General features: G+C 53.0%; 17 protein-coding genes. 8 read left to right on the top strand and 9 right to left on the bottom strand.

The window, feature by feature from the left end; all coding sequences use genetic code 11:
* Window positions 1-314: 314 nt before the first annotated feature.
* Genes PHE17_RS15905 through PHE17_RS15915 form a run of 3 tightly spaced genes read right to left on the bottom strand, consistent with a single transcriptional unit; the run spans window position 315 to window position 3,645 of the window.
* Window positions 315-1,070 carry a hypothetical protein gene (locus tag PHE17_RS15905; protein WP_301016887.1) on the bottom strand — a complete coding sequence of 252 codons (756 nt, stop codon included), beginning with the start codon at window positions 1,068-1,070 and terminating at the stop codon, window positions 315-317.
* Window positions 1,067-1,768, bottom strand: a complete 702-nt coding sequence (gene phoU / locus PHE17_RS15910; protein WP_301016888.1) for a phosphate signaling complex protein PhoU — start codon at window positions 1,766-1,768, stop codon at window positions 1,067-1,069. The genes PHE17_RS15905 and phoU (PHE17_RS15910) overlap by 4 nt, the downstream gene beginning before the upstream one ends.
* A 50-nt stretch (window positions 1,769-1,818) precedes the next feature.
* Window positions 1,819-3,645, bottom strand: coding sequence for a pyruvate kinase (locus PHE17_RS15915; RefSeq protein ID WP_301016889.1), 1,827 nt, complete (start codon window positions 3,643-3,645; stop codon window positions 1,819-1,821).
* 189 nt (window positions 3,646-3,834) lie between these two features.
* Here PHE17_RS15915 and PHE17_RS15920 point away from each other — a divergent pair, with 189 nt between their 5' ends.
* The 6 genes from PHE17_RS15920 (at window position 3,835) to phoU (PHE17_RS15945) (ending at window position 10,293) form a co-directional block, all read left to right on the top strand.
* A complete protein-coding gene (locus tag PHE17_RS15920; RefSeq protein WP_301016890.1) occupies window positions 3,835-4,878 on the top strand; it encodes a substrate-binding domain-containing protein in 1,044 nt (347 codons plus the stop codon).
* 152 nt (window positions 4,879-5,030) lie between these two features.
* Window positions 5,031-5,837 carry a GNAT family N-acyltransferase gene (locus PHE17_RS15925; RefSeq protein ID WP_301016891.1) on the top strand — a complete coding sequence of 269 codons (807 nt, stop codon included), beginning with the start codon at window positions 5,031-5,033 and terminating at the stop codon, window positions 5,835-5,837.
* Between the two features lie 134 nt (window positions 5,838-5,971).
* Window positions 5,972-7,360, top strand: coding sequence for a phosphate ABC transporter permease subunit PstC (pstC, locus tag PHE17_RS15930; RefSeq protein WP_301016892.1), 1,389 nt, complete (start codon window positions 5,972-5,974; stop codon window positions 7,358-7,360).
* A 12-nt stretch (window positions 7,361-7,372) separates the two neighbouring features.
* Entirely contained in the window at window positions 7,373-8,656 is a 1,284-nt protein-coding gene (gene pstA, locus PHE17_RS15935; RefSeq protein ID WP_301016893.1) for a phosphate ABC transporter permease PstA, read from the top strand.
* Window positions 8,657-8,660: 4 nt separating this feature from the next.
* Window positions 8,661-9,545, top strand: coding sequence for a phosphate ABC transporter ATP-binding protein PstB (gene pstB / locus PHE17_RS15940; protein ID WP_301016894.1), 885 nt, complete (start codon window positions 8,661-8,663; stop codon window positions 9,543-9,545).
* A 16-nt stretch (window positions 9,546-9,561) separates the two neighbouring features.
* Complete coding sequence (gene phoU, locus PHE17_RS15945; RefSeq protein WP_301016895.1) at window positions 9,562-10,293, top strand: phosphate signaling complex protein PhoU; 732 nt, start codon at window positions 9,562-9,564, stop codon at window positions 10,291-10,293.
* On the opposite strand, the gene PHE17_RS15950 is transcribed toward phoU (PHE17_RS15945), so the two are convergent.
* The gene (locus tag PHE17_RS15950; RefSeq protein ID WP_301016896.1) at window positions 10,282-11,010 is read right to left on the bottom strand and encodes a UDP-2,3-diacylglucosamine diphosphatase; all 729 of its coding nucleotides are present in this window, start codon (window positions 11,008-11,010) and stop codon (window positions 10,282-10,284) included. The two genes, phoU (PHE17_RS15945) and PHE17_RS15950, sit on opposite strands and share 12 nt — an antisense overlap.
* 123 nt (window positions 11,011-11,133) lie before the next feature.
* Between PHE17_RS15950 and PHE17_RS15955 the strand changes: the two genes are divergently transcribed.
* The gene (locus PHE17_RS15955; RefSeq protein WP_301016897.1) at window positions 11,134-11,886 is read left to right on the top strand and encodes a proteasome-type protease; all 753 of its coding nucleotides are present in this window, start codon (window positions 11,134-11,136) and stop codon (window positions 11,884-11,886) included.
* A 123-nt stretch (window positions 11,887-12,009) separates the two neighbouring features.
* On the opposite strand, the gene PHE17_RS15960 is transcribed toward PHE17_RS15955, so the two are convergent.
* From PHE17_RS15960 to PHE17_RS15975, 4 genes are all read right to left on the bottom strand, one after another.
* A complete protein-coding gene (locus PHE17_RS15960) occupies window positions 12,010-12,297 on the bottom strand; it encodes a transcriptional regulator (protein ID WP_301016898.1) in 288 nt (95 codons plus the stop codon).
* A gap of 138 nt (window positions 12,298-12,435) precedes the next feature.
* Window positions 12,436-13,203, bottom strand: coding sequence for a sulfite exporter TauE/SafE family protein (locus tag PHE17_RS15965; RefSeq protein WP_301016899.1), 768 nt, complete (start codon window positions 13,201-13,203; stop codon window positions 12,436-12,438).
* A gap of 9 nt (window positions 13,204-13,212) precedes the next feature.
* Window positions 13,213-13,650: a hypothetical protein gene (locus PHE17_RS15970; protein ID WP_301016900.1), complete on the bottom strand. Its 438-nt coding sequence runs from the start codon at window positions 13,648-13,650 to the stop codon at window positions 13,213-13,215.
* Between the two features lie 120 nt (window positions 13,651-13,770).
* Window positions 13,771-14,043, bottom strand: coding sequence for a DUF2934 domain-containing protein (locus PHE17_RS15975; RefSeq protein WP_301016901.1), 273 nt, complete (start codon window positions 14,041-14,043; stop codon window positions 13,771-13,773).
* A gap of 38 nt (window positions 14,044-14,081) precedes the next feature.
* Between PHE17_RS15975 and PHE17_RS15980 the strand changes: the two genes are divergently transcribed.
* A complete protein-coding gene (locus PHE17_RS15980) occupies window positions 14,082-14,585 on the top strand; it encodes a hypothetical protein (RefSeq protein ID WP_301016902.1) in 504 nt (167 codons plus the stop codon).
* A 10-nt stretch (window positions 14,586-14,595) separates the two neighbouring features.
* On the opposite strand, the gene PHE17_RS15985 is transcribed toward PHE17_RS15980, so the two are convergent.
* A complete protein-coding gene (locus PHE17_RS15985) occupies window positions 14,596-15,498 on the bottom strand; it encodes a D-hexose-6-phosphate mutarotase (RefSeq protein ID WP_301016903.1) in 903 nt (300 codons plus the stop codon).
* Window positions 15,499-15,624: the final 126 nt, after the last annotated feature.

The raw sequence follows: 15,624 nt of genomic DNA on the forward strand, positions 1-15,624 counted from the left end.
TCGTTCAAATCCATGACACTCTCCTGCTTGGTCGCTGAGAGTGGAGCAGATCCTCGGCGGGCTTTCAACCTTTCAAGGTCAGGCTTATAAAATCAATTGGTTATGGTTTTTGTCGTGTACAGAGAATTTACCCATAACATTCAAAGAGGAACGTTTTATGTCAGACAATACTGAAACTGAAGTCGTCGAAACCATCGTCGTTGCTGAAGACGCACCTGCTGAAGACGCACCTGCCGAAGACGCACCTGCCGAAGACGGCGCTCCGGCTGAATAAGCCCCCCTGTTTCCCCGGAATAACTGCCTATAGGCAGCGGTTACGGGGAAACCTCCTCGCACCCACATGATTCTTGATCTTGCTGGTATTCGTGCAAAACGGCGATCTTTTGCCAGATTTTCCGTGACAAGTCATTGGTGAGGGATTCCACATCATTCACTGCATCATACAGCACCGAGTCGTTGAAATTTTGCGCGTAATAAGCTGCCAATTTGCCAATAAGCGAGAGCATCTCGCTGCAATAATCCAAATAACGGATCAGCGCAAACGCATCCAAGTTGCGTGATGGGGAAGAGGCGGTGCGTTCCGCCCGATTGAGGATGTAACTGGGGTCTTTGGTCAACTGGTGCATATCCACCACATGTGCGATAGCCCGCAACTCATGGATGGCAGCCAACGCACGGCTACGTTTGAAACGCTGTTCATAGGTAATCAGGAACAGTACCCACAGACCCAGCAGAAAAGTGCCGCTCATCACCGCTTCCACCGCTTGCAGAAAATTGCCCGCATCACCTGCTGGATTAGACAGCAACGCCATCAACGGCCCGTATGTGAAAATTAGCGGAACACCCAACACCCCCAACACGGAAACAAGCGCCAACAAACGTAAACCAAGATTCGGGCGGGCAATCCAACACGCTTTGGCCTTAAGGGTATCGACCATACTGCTCAATTCTTGGCATACCCCAAGCAAATTAGCATCGGGGAAACGCTCCCGGATACGTTGGCACAAGCACTGGTTGGTTTGCTTGATACGGTCAACCTCCAAGCGCCGATAATAGGAAAATTGCGTCACACTTTGACTCCGAACTTGGTATGGCGCACATCCCTACCTTCCACCAGATAAACCACGTATTCACATAAATTTTTGGCGTGGTCGCCTATCCGCTCCAAAGAACGGGCATGACGCATGGTATTGAAACCATGCCGGATATTGCGTGAGTCTTCGGTCATGTGCAAAAACAAGCAACGGGACAGGCGCTCAAACTCTTGGTCAACTGCCAAGTCACTGAGTGACACAACTTTGGCTTGTTCAACGTCCAGACGTTCAAATGCATCCAATGCATCACCCAACATGGTTTGGACTTGTTCCCCCAATTGGCGGAATTCAGTATCCAGTTCCCCCTCAAAAGTTCCTTTGCCAGATTTCCTAGAAAGGCCAACCACATGCCTAGCCATTTTCCCGGCTTCATCCCCAATCCGTTCCAAATCCGTGACAATCTTGATCGCAACAATCAAAAAACGTAAATCGCTAGCAACAGGCTGGCGGCACGCAATGACATCCACACACAAGCTGTCTAACGAAACCTCCAGCGCATTGACCTTCTGATCCAATACCAACACCTCGGCAGCGTGCTTATGGTTTTGTGTCATCAGCGCATGAAGCGCGTAGGCCACTTGCGTCTCGACCAAACGCCCCATCAAGATCAGTTTTCCCTTGAGGGTTGCCAACTCGTTGCTGTAACCCTGAGAGGTGTGCGTGTTTATTTCCATACTATTTGTACCCTTCACCGTAGCTGTTTGTTGATCCATTGCCATTACGCTCATAACCCGCCGTGCCGACACACCCGCAAAGGCCGCATCATCAGGCGACGTTTGTGGTAATGGCTTTCCATGCGTTGCATGATCCCATCCAGAAAACGCACGGTTTCTACGATGTTCGGCCCTTTGTTGAGCATGGCGCATTCGGCACGGATGCTCATCGCGGCGTCGGTCACTTCAGCACGCGAAGGCGCACCTTTTTTCGCCATGCTTTCCAGAATCTGGGTTGCCCAGATCACCGGGATGTGGGCGGCTTCGCACAGCCAAAGGATTTCTTCTTGCACTTCAGAAAGGCGCTCAAAGCCAACTTCCACCGCCAAATCACCCCGCGCCACCATGACACCCAACTTGGGGGAACGCAGCGCGGTCAGCAAAATCGCAGGCAGGTTTTCAAACGCAGTACGGTTTTCGATTTTGAGGATAATGCCGGTATCGGGAATGCCCAGCCGTTGCAGGTGGGCTTGCAGGGTTGCCACATCTTGCGGAGCACGCACGAAGGACAGCGCCACCATATCGACTTTGCCCGCCATCGCTTCCAAGTCGGCTATGTCTTTATCGGTCAGCGCGGGGATGTGGAATTCAGTATCCGGGAAGTTGATGCCTTTTTCTGTCCGCAGTTTTGCCCCACCCGGCGGGGTATGGGTAATGCACAAGCCAATTTCTTCCCCGTCGTTGGTTTCCACCACGCCCCCAATTTTGCCGTCATCCAGCCACGCTTGCTGCCCTATGTGGACGGTGGTGAAAGCTTCCGCCAAGGTGCAATGGATACGCGCTGGCTCGATTTGCTCACCATCCGCATTGCGTTCAGCGGGATGCCCCGGTTCATCCAGACGGGTCAGGATCAAGCTGTCGCCCCGTTGCAAAGCAATCGGCGGAACCACCTGACAAACATTAACCAGCCTGCCTTTACCGAGTTTCTTACCCGCCCGTTTGAAAATCAGCTTGGTGTGTTCTTCTAAATAGGTCGTATGCCCGACTTCCACCAAGCGGGCGTGCTGGTGTTCTGCCACGATGCGCAATTCGCGGTCGGCATCACGCCCATCGGTCAGTTGGATGTAATCGCCGCAGCGGGTTTCTGTCAGCGTCTTGCCGTGGACTTCCAGCGTGGGGGCATCATGCTCAACCGCTTCACCACCTTCGGGAACTAACCAGATACGCCCCGGCAATTGGATGCGCCCAAACATATCACGCACGGGTTTTACTTTAAGCACACGCCCAGCAACGCCAATACTGCCCGTGCGTAGTTTCGGCCCTGCCAGATCAAGCTCGGTTTTGCAGGTTTTACCCGTCGCCGCTTCGGCACTGCGCAAATTGGCGAGCATCTGTTGCCAAACGGCGGCATTGTCGTGGGCGCAATTGATACGCATAACATCCATCCCCGCTTCCAGCAGGTTTTCAATCAACAGCGGGCTATCCGCAGCTTCGGATGGCATTGTCACCATAATACGGACTTCACGGTGCTGCGGGCGGGAACCGAACAAAGCATCCGCACAAGCTTCCAACCGTTGGGTGCTCGACGTTACCGAAATTGGGGCAGGCGGTGCTACTGTCTGCGGGTTTCCGGTCAGGCATTGCAAGGCAGCAATAACACTGTTGAGGGTTGCAAGGGTGTGTGCTTCCAGAATCCCCAGTGAAGATAAGCCGCGCTGAATCAACTCCAGTTGCACTTCCCGAAGCTCATGGCTGCGCACCGAAAGGTAATGCAACAGGTTTTGCGCCGAAGCCCCATGAACCGCATCGACAGCTTCAAGCTCTGGGTATTGTGCTGCAAAAACAATTGCTTGCTCACGAATTCTTAGCAACTCGCCCAGTAAATAGTCATCATCCATAAGTCATAATCCATCGTATGTGCATGTAAAATCCCAAGGATGCTACGCCGCGCACATTGCAAAATGATGACAGCCGCCGACAAAAGGTATCGTCATCATTCTTTCATATAAGTGCCATAAAAATTTCATTAAGAACCGCTACGATTCGCGCAAATCCACTCCCGGATTCTTTTTTGCAGGAGACTTTTAATGAAACAACTCACTCTGGCAGTCGCTTTGGGCTTAGTAGCTGCATCTGGTGTTGCGCAAGCACGCGATAACATCGAAATCGTTGGTTCTTCTACGGTATACCCATTCGCCACGGCTGTTGCGGAACAGTTCGCCAAGAAGACAGGCATGGCTGCACCGAAAGTTGAATCCACTGGTACTGGCGGTGGCATGAAGCTGTTCTGCGCAGGCGCTGGTGTCGATTCCCCAGACATCACCAATGCTTCACGCCGCATGAAAAAGAGCGAGATGGAAACTTGCCAGAAAAATGGCGTTGATGCTGTCACTGAAGTCAAAATCGGCTTCGACGGTATCGCTGTTGCTAACGCCAAATCTGCACCTGAAATCAAACTGTCCCGCCGTGAACTGTACTTGGCATTGGCGAAAGACGTGCCAACTGGCCCTAACGGTGAGTTGCAACCCAACACTTACACCACATGGAAGCAAATCAACCCAGCGATGGCTGACGTGAAAATTGAAGTCATGGGGCCACCACCTACTTCCGGTACTCGTGACGCACTGGCTGAGTTGGGTATGGAAAAAGGCTGCTTGCTGTTCGCTGGTATGCCAGAACTGAAAAAGAAAGACGAAAAAGCTTTCAAAGCAGCCTGCACCACCGTGCGTGAAGACGGTGCTTACATCGAAGCAGGTGAAAACGACAACCTGATCGTACAAAAACTGCAAGCCAACCCAGATTCCGTTGGTATCTTCGGTTACAGCTTCCTCGACCAAAACCGTGACAGCCTGAAAGCCGCGCCTATTGATGGCGTTGACATCAGCTATGAAAGCATTTCTGGCGGTCAATATAAACTGTCCCGCCCCCTGTTCTTCTACGTGAAAAACAGCCACGTTGACCAAGTAAAAGGCATCAAGGAATACATGGCAGAATTCGCCAGCGAAGCAGCCTTAAGTGCTGACGGTTACTTGGCAGAGAAAGGCTTGGTTGCCCTGCCTGCGGCTGAAAAGAGTGCATCCATCGCCGCTGCCACCGCCCTGACACCTGTCTCGATCAATGTATTAAAATAAGGCGATCTCTCCACGTGTTGAACCTTGAAGGGGCAGTTTTCTGCCCCTTTTTATTGTCCAAACAATAATTTAACCATCCTGCAAAATAACTGTCATTCGCGTGTCACACGGGCTTTTTAAGCTGTCGGGATAAACTTATGAGGAGTGTATCCATGACTGCTGCCATCCACCATGACGCACAAGACCTGCGCAAACCCCTGCCCCTGTTACGGGTAGAACTGGCAACTACCCCGGAGGACGTTTACGCCTCCCAGCGCCTGCGCTACGAGATTTTCGCCAAAGAGCAAGGCGCACACTTGGAAAGCGCCCGCGAAGGCATCGACCGCGACTATTACGATGACTATTGCCACCATCTGCTGGTACGCCGCACCGACACCCATGAAGTGGTGGGTTCCACGCGCATCCTGACCACGCCGAATGCACGCCGGGCAGGCAGCTTTTACTCTGAAACCGAGTTCGACCTGCACAAGCTGTTCCCCCAATTGCGCGGCAATGCGATTGAAATCGGGCGCACCTGCATCCACCCCGATTTCCGTAATGGCGCGGGCATTGGCATGTTGTGGTTGGGCTTGGCGCAATTCATGGAAATGCACAAAGTGGATTACATGTTCGGCTGCGCCAGCATCAGCATGAATGACGGTGGTGCGCAAGTTTCAGCGATCATGAATGACGCCCGCCTCAATAACCTTGCCCCCGAAACGCTGCGGGTAAAACCTTTGATGCACCTGCTGCCCGCGCAGCCTGCCGCCAAGGTTGCGATGCCGCCGCTGCTGAAGGCTTACCTGAAACTCGGCGCATGGGTTGCGGGCGAACCGTGCCTTGACCCCGATTTCAACGTGGCTGACATTTTCATCCTGCTGGACGTGAATAATTTGAACACCCGTTACCACCGCCATTTCGTACAAGGTAGTCTACAAAAGCGCCCAGCCAGCGAAGTCAGCCTGTTGCGGGCAGCGTAAGGGCGTGCTGCTCAGTAAAAACGCTATCTACACAAAACCATTAACAGAATGTAACAATTCTGTCATATTTCCCGCCTACAATCCGGGCATCTCCGCTGCCGTCCCGGCTGACCATTTCTGACTTAGGGGTTTCCATGAGTACACTAGGCATATTGCTTACACTGTTGGCGCTAACAGCCTTCAGTTATTTCATAGGCCGTAAGCGCTCACTAGCGGTCGCAACCCGTAGCAAGCGCGGGGGCAATAACCTGCATTCCCTGCCCGGTTACTACGGTTATCTGGTCGCCGTTTGGTGCGGCATTCCTGCCTTGGTGATACTGCTGTTGTGGTCGGGACTATCCGATTCGATCATTACCCAAATGACGCTGGCTCACTTGCCTGCTGAGTTGCAAAACCAGTCTGGCGACCAAGTGAGTTTGATCAGCAACCAAATCCGTAACCTTGTGGCTAACGGGATAGAAACCGCCAACGACCCCGCAATGAAGGTTGCCGCCGAGGAATACAGCCGCCTGCAAACCATCAGCAGCATGGCGAAAACCGTAATGGTTTTGGTGGTGGCAATTGCCGGTTTTGCTGTCGGGATGCGCTTCATCAAGCCTAGCACCCGCGCCCGCAACCAAGTGGAACGGGTCATCCAATACACGATGATCCTGTGTGCTGCCATTGCCATCCTCACCACTGTGGGCATTGTGATGTCAGTGCTGTTTGAATCAGTGCGCTTTTTTGGCGAAGTCCCTGCAACCGATTTCCTGTTCGGCACACACTGGAGTCCACAAACCGCGATCCGTGCGGATCAGGTGGGTGGTTCAGGCTCATTCGGCGCTATTCCGCTGTTTGTCGGCACGTTGCTGATTTCTGCCATTGCCCTGCTGATTGCCGTGCCGTTGGGTCTAATGTCAGCCATTTACTTATCCGAATATGCTAGCCCCTTCATGCGTGCCTACATCAAGCCAGCGCTGGAAATTCTGGCGGGCATCCCAACCGTGGTATACGGCTTCTTTGCCGCCCTCACGGTTGCCCCCTTCATCCGTGATATGGGTGCTGCCATTGGCTTGAACGTCGCCTCGGAAAGTGCCTTGGCTGCGGGCGTGGTTATGGGTGTCATGATCATCCCCTTCATGTCCTCGCTTTCGGATGACGTAATCAACGCTGTACCCCAAGCGATGCGCGACGGCTCTTACGGCATGGGTGCAACCAAATCTGAAACCATCAAACAAGTGGTGTTACCCGCAGCCCTGCCGGGGATTGTCGGCGCATTCCTGCTGGCAGCTTCCCGTGCTATCGGTGAAACCATGATCGTGGTGATGGCGGCTGGCCTTTCTGCCAACCTTACCGTTAACCCGCTGGAAGCCGTGACCACAGTGACCGTGCAAATCGTCACCTTGCTGACGGGCGACCAAGAGTTTGACAGCGCGAAAACGCTGGCGGCCTTTGCCTTGGGCTTGGCACTGTTTGTTGTCACCCTGATCCTCAATATCCTTGCGCTGCACATCGTGCGCAAATACCGCGAACAGTACGAGTAAGCAGGAGTCCGTATGAGTACCACGATTACCGAAAAAGTCCGCGCTGGCCTAAGCAAGCGTTACGCACGGGAAAAACGCTTCCGCGCTTATGGCCTCATCTCCATTAGCTTAAGCCTCATGTTCCTCGTGCTGCTGATGTTCAATATTTTCAGCAAAGGTTTGCCCGCTTTCACCAGCACCTACATCAAGCTGGATGTAACGCTGGATGCACAAACTTTGGGTGTAACACCCGCATCCACCCCGGAACAGTTGCGTGTTGCCAACTACAGCGGCGTAATTCAAGCTGGAGTGCAAAACCTAGTTCCCGGCGTGGAAGACCGCAAACAGAAAAAAGCACTGAAATCACTGGTGAGTGGCGACGCGCAATATGACTTGCAACGCATGGTCGTGGCTGACCCCAAGCTCATCGGCTCGAACCAAACCGTGTGGGTATTGGCGGATGATGACATCGACATGTTCCAGAAAGGCTACGTCGACCGGAACGCCCCAGAAGCAGACCGCCGCATCAAAGATTTCCAACTGGTATGGTTGGATAAGTTGGAAGCCGAAAACCGTATTGAGCGTAAGTTCAACACCACCTTTTTCACCCGTGGCGATTCCCGCGAACCAGAGCAGGCAGGTATCCTGAGTGCGCTGATGGGTTCGGTTTACACCATGAGCTTGACCCTACTGTTTGCCTTCCCACTCGGGGTGATGGCAGCAATTTATTTGGAAGAGTTTGCGCCCAAAAACAACTTCTTCGTGGATTTCATTGAGGTCAACATCAATAACCTCGCTGCTGTGCCATCCATCATCTTTGGTTTACTGGGTTTGGCGATTTTCATCCAAGTGTTTGGAATGCCGCGCTCCTCGCCTCTGATCGGTAGCTTCGTGCTGACCTTGATGATTTTGCCGACCATTATCATTGCCAGCCGCGCTGCCCTGAAATCAGTGCCACCGTCCATCCGTGAAGCAGCGTTGGGCGTGGGTGCATCCAAAACCCAATCGGTGTTCCACCACGTTGTACCGTTGGCAATGCCCGGTATTTTGACGGGTACGATCATCGGCATGGCGCACGCAGTCGGTGAATCTGCCCCGCTGCTGATGATCGGCATGGTTGCCTTCATTGTCGACGTGCCACATGGCATTACCGACCCGGCAACCATCCTCCCGGTACAAATTTATTTGTGGGCAGACAGCCCGGAACGTGCCTTTACCGAGCGCACCTCCGCTGCCATCATTATCCTGCTGGCCTTCATGATCACCATGAACTTGCTGGCAATTGTCTTGCGTAAACAGTTTGAGAGACGTTGGTAATCTTATGATAGAAGCAACCATGAACACGGCGGCTGCTACGCCGCAAACCCATAAGCCTGCTGCTGGCGGTCGTGAAGAATTTGCGCATGACATCACTGGCACGGTCGGACGCCCATTCCTCGAAGGCAAGAACACCAAGTTCTTCTGCCGGGGCGTCAACGTCTTTTATACTGGCGACAAGCAAGCGATTTACGATGTAAGCGTCGACATCGGGCGCAACGAAGTTATTGCCATGATCGGCCCTTCCGGTTGCGGTAAATCCACTTTCCTGCGCTGCCTGAACCGCATGAATGACACGATTGCGGGTTGCCGCGTCACGGGTGAAATCAACCTTGATGGCGAAGATATACACGCCAAGGAACAAGACCCGGTATTGTTGCGGGCGCGGGTCGGCATGGTATTCCAAAAACCCAACCCTTTCCCTAAATCCATCTATGACAACGTAGCCTATGGCCCGCGTTTGCATGGCTTGGCTGCTAACCGCGCCGAACTGGATGACATCGTGGAACAAAGCCTGACTAAAGCCGGTTTGTTCAAGGAAGTCAAAGACCGCTTGCAAACCCCCGGCACGGGTCTTTCCGGTGGTCAGCAACAGCGTCTGTGTATTGCCCGCACCATCGCGGTCAGCCCGGAAGTGATCCTAATGGATGAACCGACTTCCGCGCTTGACCCAATTGCGACTGCGACTATTGAAGAATTGATTGATGAACTTCGCCAAAGTTTTACAATCTGTATTGTTACCCACTCAATGCAACAGGCTGCACGGATTTCACAACGCACGGCCTATTTCCATTTGGGTAAACTGGTTGAAGTGAATGACACCAAAACGGTCTTTACTAACCCACAACACCAATTAACTGAAAACTACATCACGGGCCGCTTTGGCTAGAGGAGCGGTAAAGGGTATGGATATGAATACAACACAACACACATCCCACCAGTACAATCAAGAACTGGAAGATGCCCGTAGCAAACTGATGACGATGGGCGGCTTGGTGGAAACGCAAGTCAGCAATGCCATCAAAGCGTTACTGGAGCGGGATAGCTCGCTGGGTGAAAGGGTTTCGTTTTCCGACTACGAAATCAATACGATGGAAGTGGCAATTGATGAAGAATGTGCAGGAATTATTGCCCGCCGCCAGCCTGCTGCCAGCGATTTGCGCTTGCTGATCACCATCATCAAAATTATCACCGATCTGGAACGGATTGGCGATGAAGCCGAGAAGATTGGGCGTTACGCTGTAGAAATGACGGAAAGCGCCACCGCTGGTGACTTGCACAGCTCCCTGCGCCATTTGGGTGAGCACGTCAAAATTATGATGCGTGATACGTTGGATGCCCTTGCCCGCTTGGATGTCAAGCAAGCCATGCAAGTTGCCACCAATGACCAACAAGTTGATGCTGAATTTGACTCCATTTCCCGCCAGTTATTCACCCGGATGCTGGAAGACCCGCGCAATATCAAAGATAGCCTTAACGTGACATGGTGCGCCCGTTCAATGGAACGCATCGGCGACCACTGCAAAAACATCTGCGAATACGTGATCTATCTGGTGAAAGGCAAAGACGTGCGCCACACCAATCTGGAACAGGTCAAGGACGAGATTCTAGGCGTATCGACAGGCTCAAACCGTTAAGCGCACTTCTCCAGCATCCACGCTGAGGAAACTCCCCCTGTCTTCATGCCAATCGCCCAACACAATCCGCTGTGCTGGGCGATTTGCTATGGTGACATCATGTACCGCAGGGCGGTGCGTATGCCCGTGAATCAAGCGTGACACCCCCGCAGCCGCCATCGTTTCAACTACTGCTTGTGGGTTTACATCCAGAATGGTTTCCGCCTTGCCCTGCATACGCATCCGGCTTTGCACCCGCATCGCTTCGGCCTGCTGGATGCGTTCCCCCAACGGTAAAGACAAGAATTGCTGCTGCCATTGCGGGTTGCGGAACAGCTTGCGTAGTTGCTGGTATTCCACATCATCGGTACACAAGCTATCGCCGTGTAACAGCAAGGTAGGCGTGCCGTAGAGGTCAATGACCTGCTGTTCCGGCAGCAAGGTGCAGCCCGTTGCCTTTGCGAAACCTTCCCCCACCAAGAAATCACGGTTGCCGTGCTGGAAATACATCGGCACGCCGCTAGCGCTGAGCCGTTGCAATGCATCCACCACGGGCAGGAATACGGCAGCGTGCGGCGTACCCAAAGCATCATCCCCAACCCAGTATTCAAAGAAATCCCCGAGGATGTAGAGCGCATCCGCCCTACCCTGTACGCTTGCCAGAAAGTCGAGCAACTGTTGGGTAATGCCGGGGCGGGAGGCATCCAAATGCAAGTCAGCGATGAACCATGTAGTCATAAGGTGTCTTTTATCATGAAAACAGCCATTGTTTTCGCAGATGCAAAAAACAAAAGCAAGAGAACATTGACCTTCTGTCCAGACTCTAATAAGTTTGATGCACCTCAACCAACCTGAACCGACATGACATACTGCATAGGCATTTCCCTCGACGCAGGGCTTGTATTGACCTCCGACTCGCGCACCAACGCGGGCATCGACCATGTAAGCACTTACAGCAAAATGCACCGTTGTGAAACCAACCCTGACCGCTGTCTGGTGATTCTAAGTGCGGGCAACCTTGCCACAACCCAAGGCGTCATCCAGCAAGTCCGCCGTGATGTGCAGGAAGGCCAACCGCGCAACCTCAATACGCTGAATTACCTTGCCGACATTGCCGAATATTTGGGTGATGTGCTGGTCAACAAAATCCGCAAACACACCGAACAGACGGGTTTCGTACCCGATGCCACGCTGATGCTGGGTGGGCAAGTCCACGGGCGCAACCCGAACATGTACATGATTTACCCGCAAGGTAACTACATCAGCACCTCGGATGAAACGCCCTACCTGCAACTCGGTGAAAGCAAGTACGGCAAGCCCGTGCTCGACCGCTTCCTCACCCGCGAAACTTCGCTGGAAGACGCCGCGATCTGCTCACTGATTTCGATGGACTCCACCATGAAAAGTAATGCCAGCGTGGGGCCACCGATTGAAATGCTGATTTACCCGCGTGACCAGTTTAGAACCCCCCGGCATTACAAATTTGAAGCGGAAGACCCATACCTTATCGCCATCCGTCACGAATGGGCCAACCACTTGAACCGGGCGTTCCGCTCCATGCCGCGCTTTGAAGGCCATCACCCGCTGTCGAATGGGGATGTAAATATATTCTAATCGCCATGCATGTCAAAGAAGCCACGCCCGCATCACAATCAACAAATTGTTGGATGGATCGGGCTGGTGTTTTTTGATGATGACAAGCAAGCTCTATCAGGTTCAGGTATATGATCTTATAAATCAAGCGGCAATAGCCTGAATCACCGCCGCTGGATTCTTATCCATCACTTGCAACAACACCCGCGCCGCACCTCTAGGCACTCGTAAACCCTGTTCCCAGTGACGCAACGTACCTAAGGAAATGCCGAAGGTAGTGCAAAACTTTTGTTGGCTCATGCCCGTTTTCTGACGGATGCCCTTTACATCAACCAGCTTAGGTTTGTGTTCGACCACCTTGGATGGCTCGCCTTTGGCATGGGCAATGGCATCATCCAGCCCTGCCATGATTTCAGTGAATGCGTTGCTCATTGCGCTCCCTCCAGTAATTGACCAGTTCCGTAACCACTTTGGCAAGCATTTGTTTTTCTTGGGTAGAAATATTGGCTTTGATGAATTCGGTTCATAAGTGCATAACCCGTTGATCAATGCTGAAACCAAGCTGTTCCATCACATGATCTCCTGCATAAAGATTTTCGCCGCAAGCAATCCCAATAGCCCAATGATCAGGATATTCAGCGCCTTATCGGAGAGTTTGCCGCGTAACTTGTCGCCCCATTCTGCCCCAACCATTGCCCCTAACACCGTGATGACCACCAACGGCACATTGCTGAACGCCATGCCATGCCACAAGCTGGCGGCAATGCCCGATCCGGTGGAAAACAGCACAACCAGCGGGGTCAGCAAAATGATGCTTTTGGGCTTCACCCCCAACAACAGTGAAACCAGCGGTAGCATGAAAATCCCCCCGCCGATCCCAAACAAACCCGACGCTAAACCAACCACCCCACCAATGGCGCTGATCCCCATCAAACTGCGCGGTGTATGGGAAAAGTCAGGCTGCGCGGGTGTTGTGTCATACAATTTCCGCATCAGCAGCAAGATGATAATGAGCAAAACCACCGCCAACGCCAGTAACAATGCCTTATCGCTGACAACATGGGGAATATTCGCCCCCACAACCGCCCCCAACACGGACGAAGCCACAAGGTATTTGGCGACCTGCCAATCAATGTTGTGACGGTTTCTAAATACGATGGGCGCAAGGCTGATAAAATTCATCATGTAACCCGTGAAGCGGATTTCCGCAGGCAACAGGCCGAAAACATCCGCCATCACCGTTAACACCGGCACAAGCAACAACGCCCCACCTACCCCAACCGTCCCAGTCAAGGTACTGGCAACAATCGCGGCGACAGCAAGCATCAGATATTCCATGACGTTCCCCTAACGCAAGCTGGCCTGTATGCGGCGGTCAATGATATTTTCCAGATGTTGCTGGGTCATGCCTTGGAAAGTCAGGTTCAGGTCAGCCTGAATGGCATCTTCAACGTATTGGTAGAAAGAATCCGGGCTGATACCGTGGAAAGGCGCACCGTAGCTGTCATCCAAGGTACGGTCTTTGTAACATTTGTTGCAGATCAGGATGGTGACACCCGCATCCAGCATCGCGTCAACCCCCTGAATGATGTTATCCGCCACAGCATCATCCATGCACGCCTTACGGATACCGTTGGGAAAACCCATGTCTGCCCCGTCTTCAATCAAAAAAATCTGCACATCAAATTTTTTCTGCTGCAACATGCCGACTTGGCGGATCAACTCCAGCATCAGGTAAGGGTCATTCGACCACATTTGGATCAAAGCAAAACGGGCATCATCCACAGGGCATCCTCGCATTAGTAATTCAGAATATGATGATGCGCCATCCTACTGGGAAATGGATTAGTTGGTATGATACAGGTCAATAATTCACATCCAGTTAACTGCCCTTCCTATTTTTATTTACCCCACCCGCCCCATACTCAAGCACAACCCCCGATACGCCTCATCCCAATGCTCCGCCGCACGGTTTTCTGGGCATCCCTTCCGCAACCAAATATAATAAGCCGCTTCACGGATCGCCGACTCGCTGGGCGTATTGGACTGAAACCATTCGCACGTCCCGCTCACCGCATCGTAAGGCAGTGACGCGAACCTGTCCCGCCCCGGCGATGGCTGGGTGTGGCGATAACAGTCGTTGCGCAGTGGGCATGGCTCTCCGGGGCAATACAACATAATCCGACTCCTGATGATTGAAAACGGGGAATAAAATAATGACAGCAATGAAACCGTGGTGTTGGCAAGCGGCACAGGATGCGAAAGGCCCAGATTGGTTGCTACTTGCCAAAGTAACCCCCAGCAGCGAGCAAGTACTGACGCACACTGCCGCTGCGGCGAGCATTGAGGGCTACACTGCCTTCGCCAACACCGCAGAATATTGCCCAACGCACCAACAAACGTGCAGCTTCCACACCTTTATTGATACCACGAATGCCGAAGCCTATCAGGCTAACCTGAGCGCTAAAGAACCGCGCAATATCTGGATATACAACCTGATCCAAATCCACCGTGATCAAGTCATAGTCGAATCGGGCTATGGCGGGCGGGGCGAAACCTATAATCAGGCTGAAACCGCATTCCTGCTGCGCCTATTCAACACGCCCGGCATCACCCTCGAAGCATGGCAAGTGTTTGCTGGTGGCAACGGCTACGATCATATCCTGATCCAAGAAGGCGCGGGGGTCGACAGCTTCCTTGCCTATCTCACCCCGCCCTGAAGGTATTCCCTTACACGGCGTATTCCGCCACCATGCGGTGCTCATTCCCCGGCAGCACTTCCACCACATCGTGTGCGGCATTAGTGGTTTCGACGCACAGCAGGCGCAGGTAATCATCGTCCTGCAAGTCCGCCATTTCCGCCGCGATTTTCGCCCACGGGTTCCACACCACCGCCGTATTGCTGCCACTTGAAGTAATGCGGATAGTGCGCCCCAATGCTGCGTCAACAATGTTCAATTCCGCCGGGGCGCTGGTGTAAATACGGTCAACTTCCGCATCAATTGTCACCGCGCCCACTTGCTGCTTGAGCGCACCGTTTGCCCCTGCCGCTTTGTCGATGTATTGCGTGCCTTCCAACCCCGTGACTTGGGTTTGGGTAATATCGCCCACGGCAAAATAGGTGTGCAGCGCTTGCGTGATGGAAAAAGCCTGATCGCCCGTATTGCGCGTCACCAAGGCCAAGCGCAAGGTTTTGCCCACGGTGATTTCCAGCGCCAGTTTGAAAGCGTAAGGCCAGATCGCCTGCGTTTCGGGAGTATCCACCAAGCCCAGCGTTACTTGCGTTTCACCCGCAGCCGTAGTCGCCGTGCCCCATACTGACCACAGCCGGTTGCGCACGAAACCGTGTGCCGGACGCCCCAAGCCTTGTGGGTCAGCCCCAAACCAAGGCCAGCAAATTGGCACGCCGCCCTTGATGGCTTTACCCGCTTGGTAATAAGCCTTGTCACTGAGGAACAAAACATCAGCTGGAGCGCTCTGCGGTTGGAACGACAATACCTGCCCCGCGTAAACGGAAATCACCGCGCTGGCATGAGCATTATTGATATTGATGAACGGCAAGCCACCTTTCCCTTCAACGAAGGTCAACTGGTCGGCAATCGCGTAATCGGCATTTAACTGTGCAATGGTCATGGTGCTTCTCTGCTTGAGTGGTTATAAATGTTGGCAAATTATACCGTAAACACAAACAGGAAGGAAAAAATGGGACACCCACAGCATGGAACAGAGGTGGAGGAGGAGGAGATGCCTCGTCCATCA

The organism is Thiothrix sp., from assembly GCF_028714775.1.
In the GTDB taxonomy this organism is placed as follows: Bacteria; Pseudomonadota; Gammaproteobacteria; order Thiotrichales; family Thiotrichaceae; genus Thiothrix.

Excerpts from the sequence above, each read along its gene's own strand:
- phoU (WP_301016888.1), bottom strand. The coding sequence starts at position 1,768 with ATGGAAATAAACACGCACACCTCTCAGGGTTACAGCAACGAGTTGGCA.
- PHE17_RS15915 (WP_301016889.1), bottom strand. The coding sequence starts at position 3,645 with ATGGATGATGACTATTTACTGGGCGAGTTGCTAAGAATTCGTGAGCAA.
- PHE17_RS15920 (WP_301016890.1), top strand. The coding sequence starts at position 3,835 with ATGAAACAACTCACTCTGGCAGTCGCTTTGGGCTTAGTAGCTGCATCT.
- PHE17_RS15925 (WP_301016891.1), top strand. The coding sequence starts at position 5,031 with ATGACTGCTGCCATCCACCATGACGCACAAGACCTGCGCAAACCCCTG.
- pstC (WP_301016892.1), top strand. The coding sequence starts at position 5,972 with ATGAGTACACTAGGCATATTGCTTACACTGTTGGCGCTAACAGCCTTC.
- pstA (WP_301016893.1), top strand. The coding sequence starts at position 7,373 with ATGAGTACCACGATTACCGAAAAAGTCCGCGCTGGCCTAAGCAAGCGT.
- pstB (WP_301016894.1), top strand. The coding sequence starts at position 8,661 with ATGATAGAAGCAACCATGAACACGGCGGCTGCTACGCCGCAAACCCAT.
- phoU (WP_301016895.1), top strand. The coding sequence starts at position 9,562 with ATGGATATGAATACAACACAACACACATCCCACCAGTACAATCAAGAA.
- PHE17_RS15950 (WP_301016896.1), bottom strand. The coding sequence starts at position 11,010 with ATGACTACATGGTTCATCGCTGACTTGCATTTGGATGCCTCCCGCCCC.
- PHE17_RS15955 (WP_301016897.1), top strand. The coding sequence starts at position 11,134 with ATGACATACTGCATAGGCATTTCCCTCGACGCAGGGCTTGTATTGACC.
- PHE17_RS15960 (WP_301016898.1), bottom strand. The coding sequence starts at position 12,297 with ATGAGCAACGCATTCACTGAAATCATGGCAGGGCTGGATGATGCCATT.
- PHE17_RS15965 (WP_301016899.1), bottom strand. The coding sequence starts at position 13,203 with ATGGAATATCTGATGCTTGCTGTCGCCGCGATTGTTGCCAGTACCTTG.
- PHE17_RS15975 (WP_301016901.1), bottom strand. The coding sequence starts at position 14,043 with ATGTTGTATTGCCCCGGAGAGCCATGCCCACTGCGCAACGACTGTTAT.
- PHE17_RS15980 (WP_301016902.1), top strand. The coding sequence starts at position 14,082 with ATGACAGCAATGAAACCGTGGTGTTGGCAAGCGGCACAGGATGCGAAA.
- PHE17_RS15985 (WP_301016903.1), bottom strand. The coding sequence starts at position 15,498 with ATGACCATTGCACAGTTAAATGCCGATTACGCGATTGCCGACCAGTTG.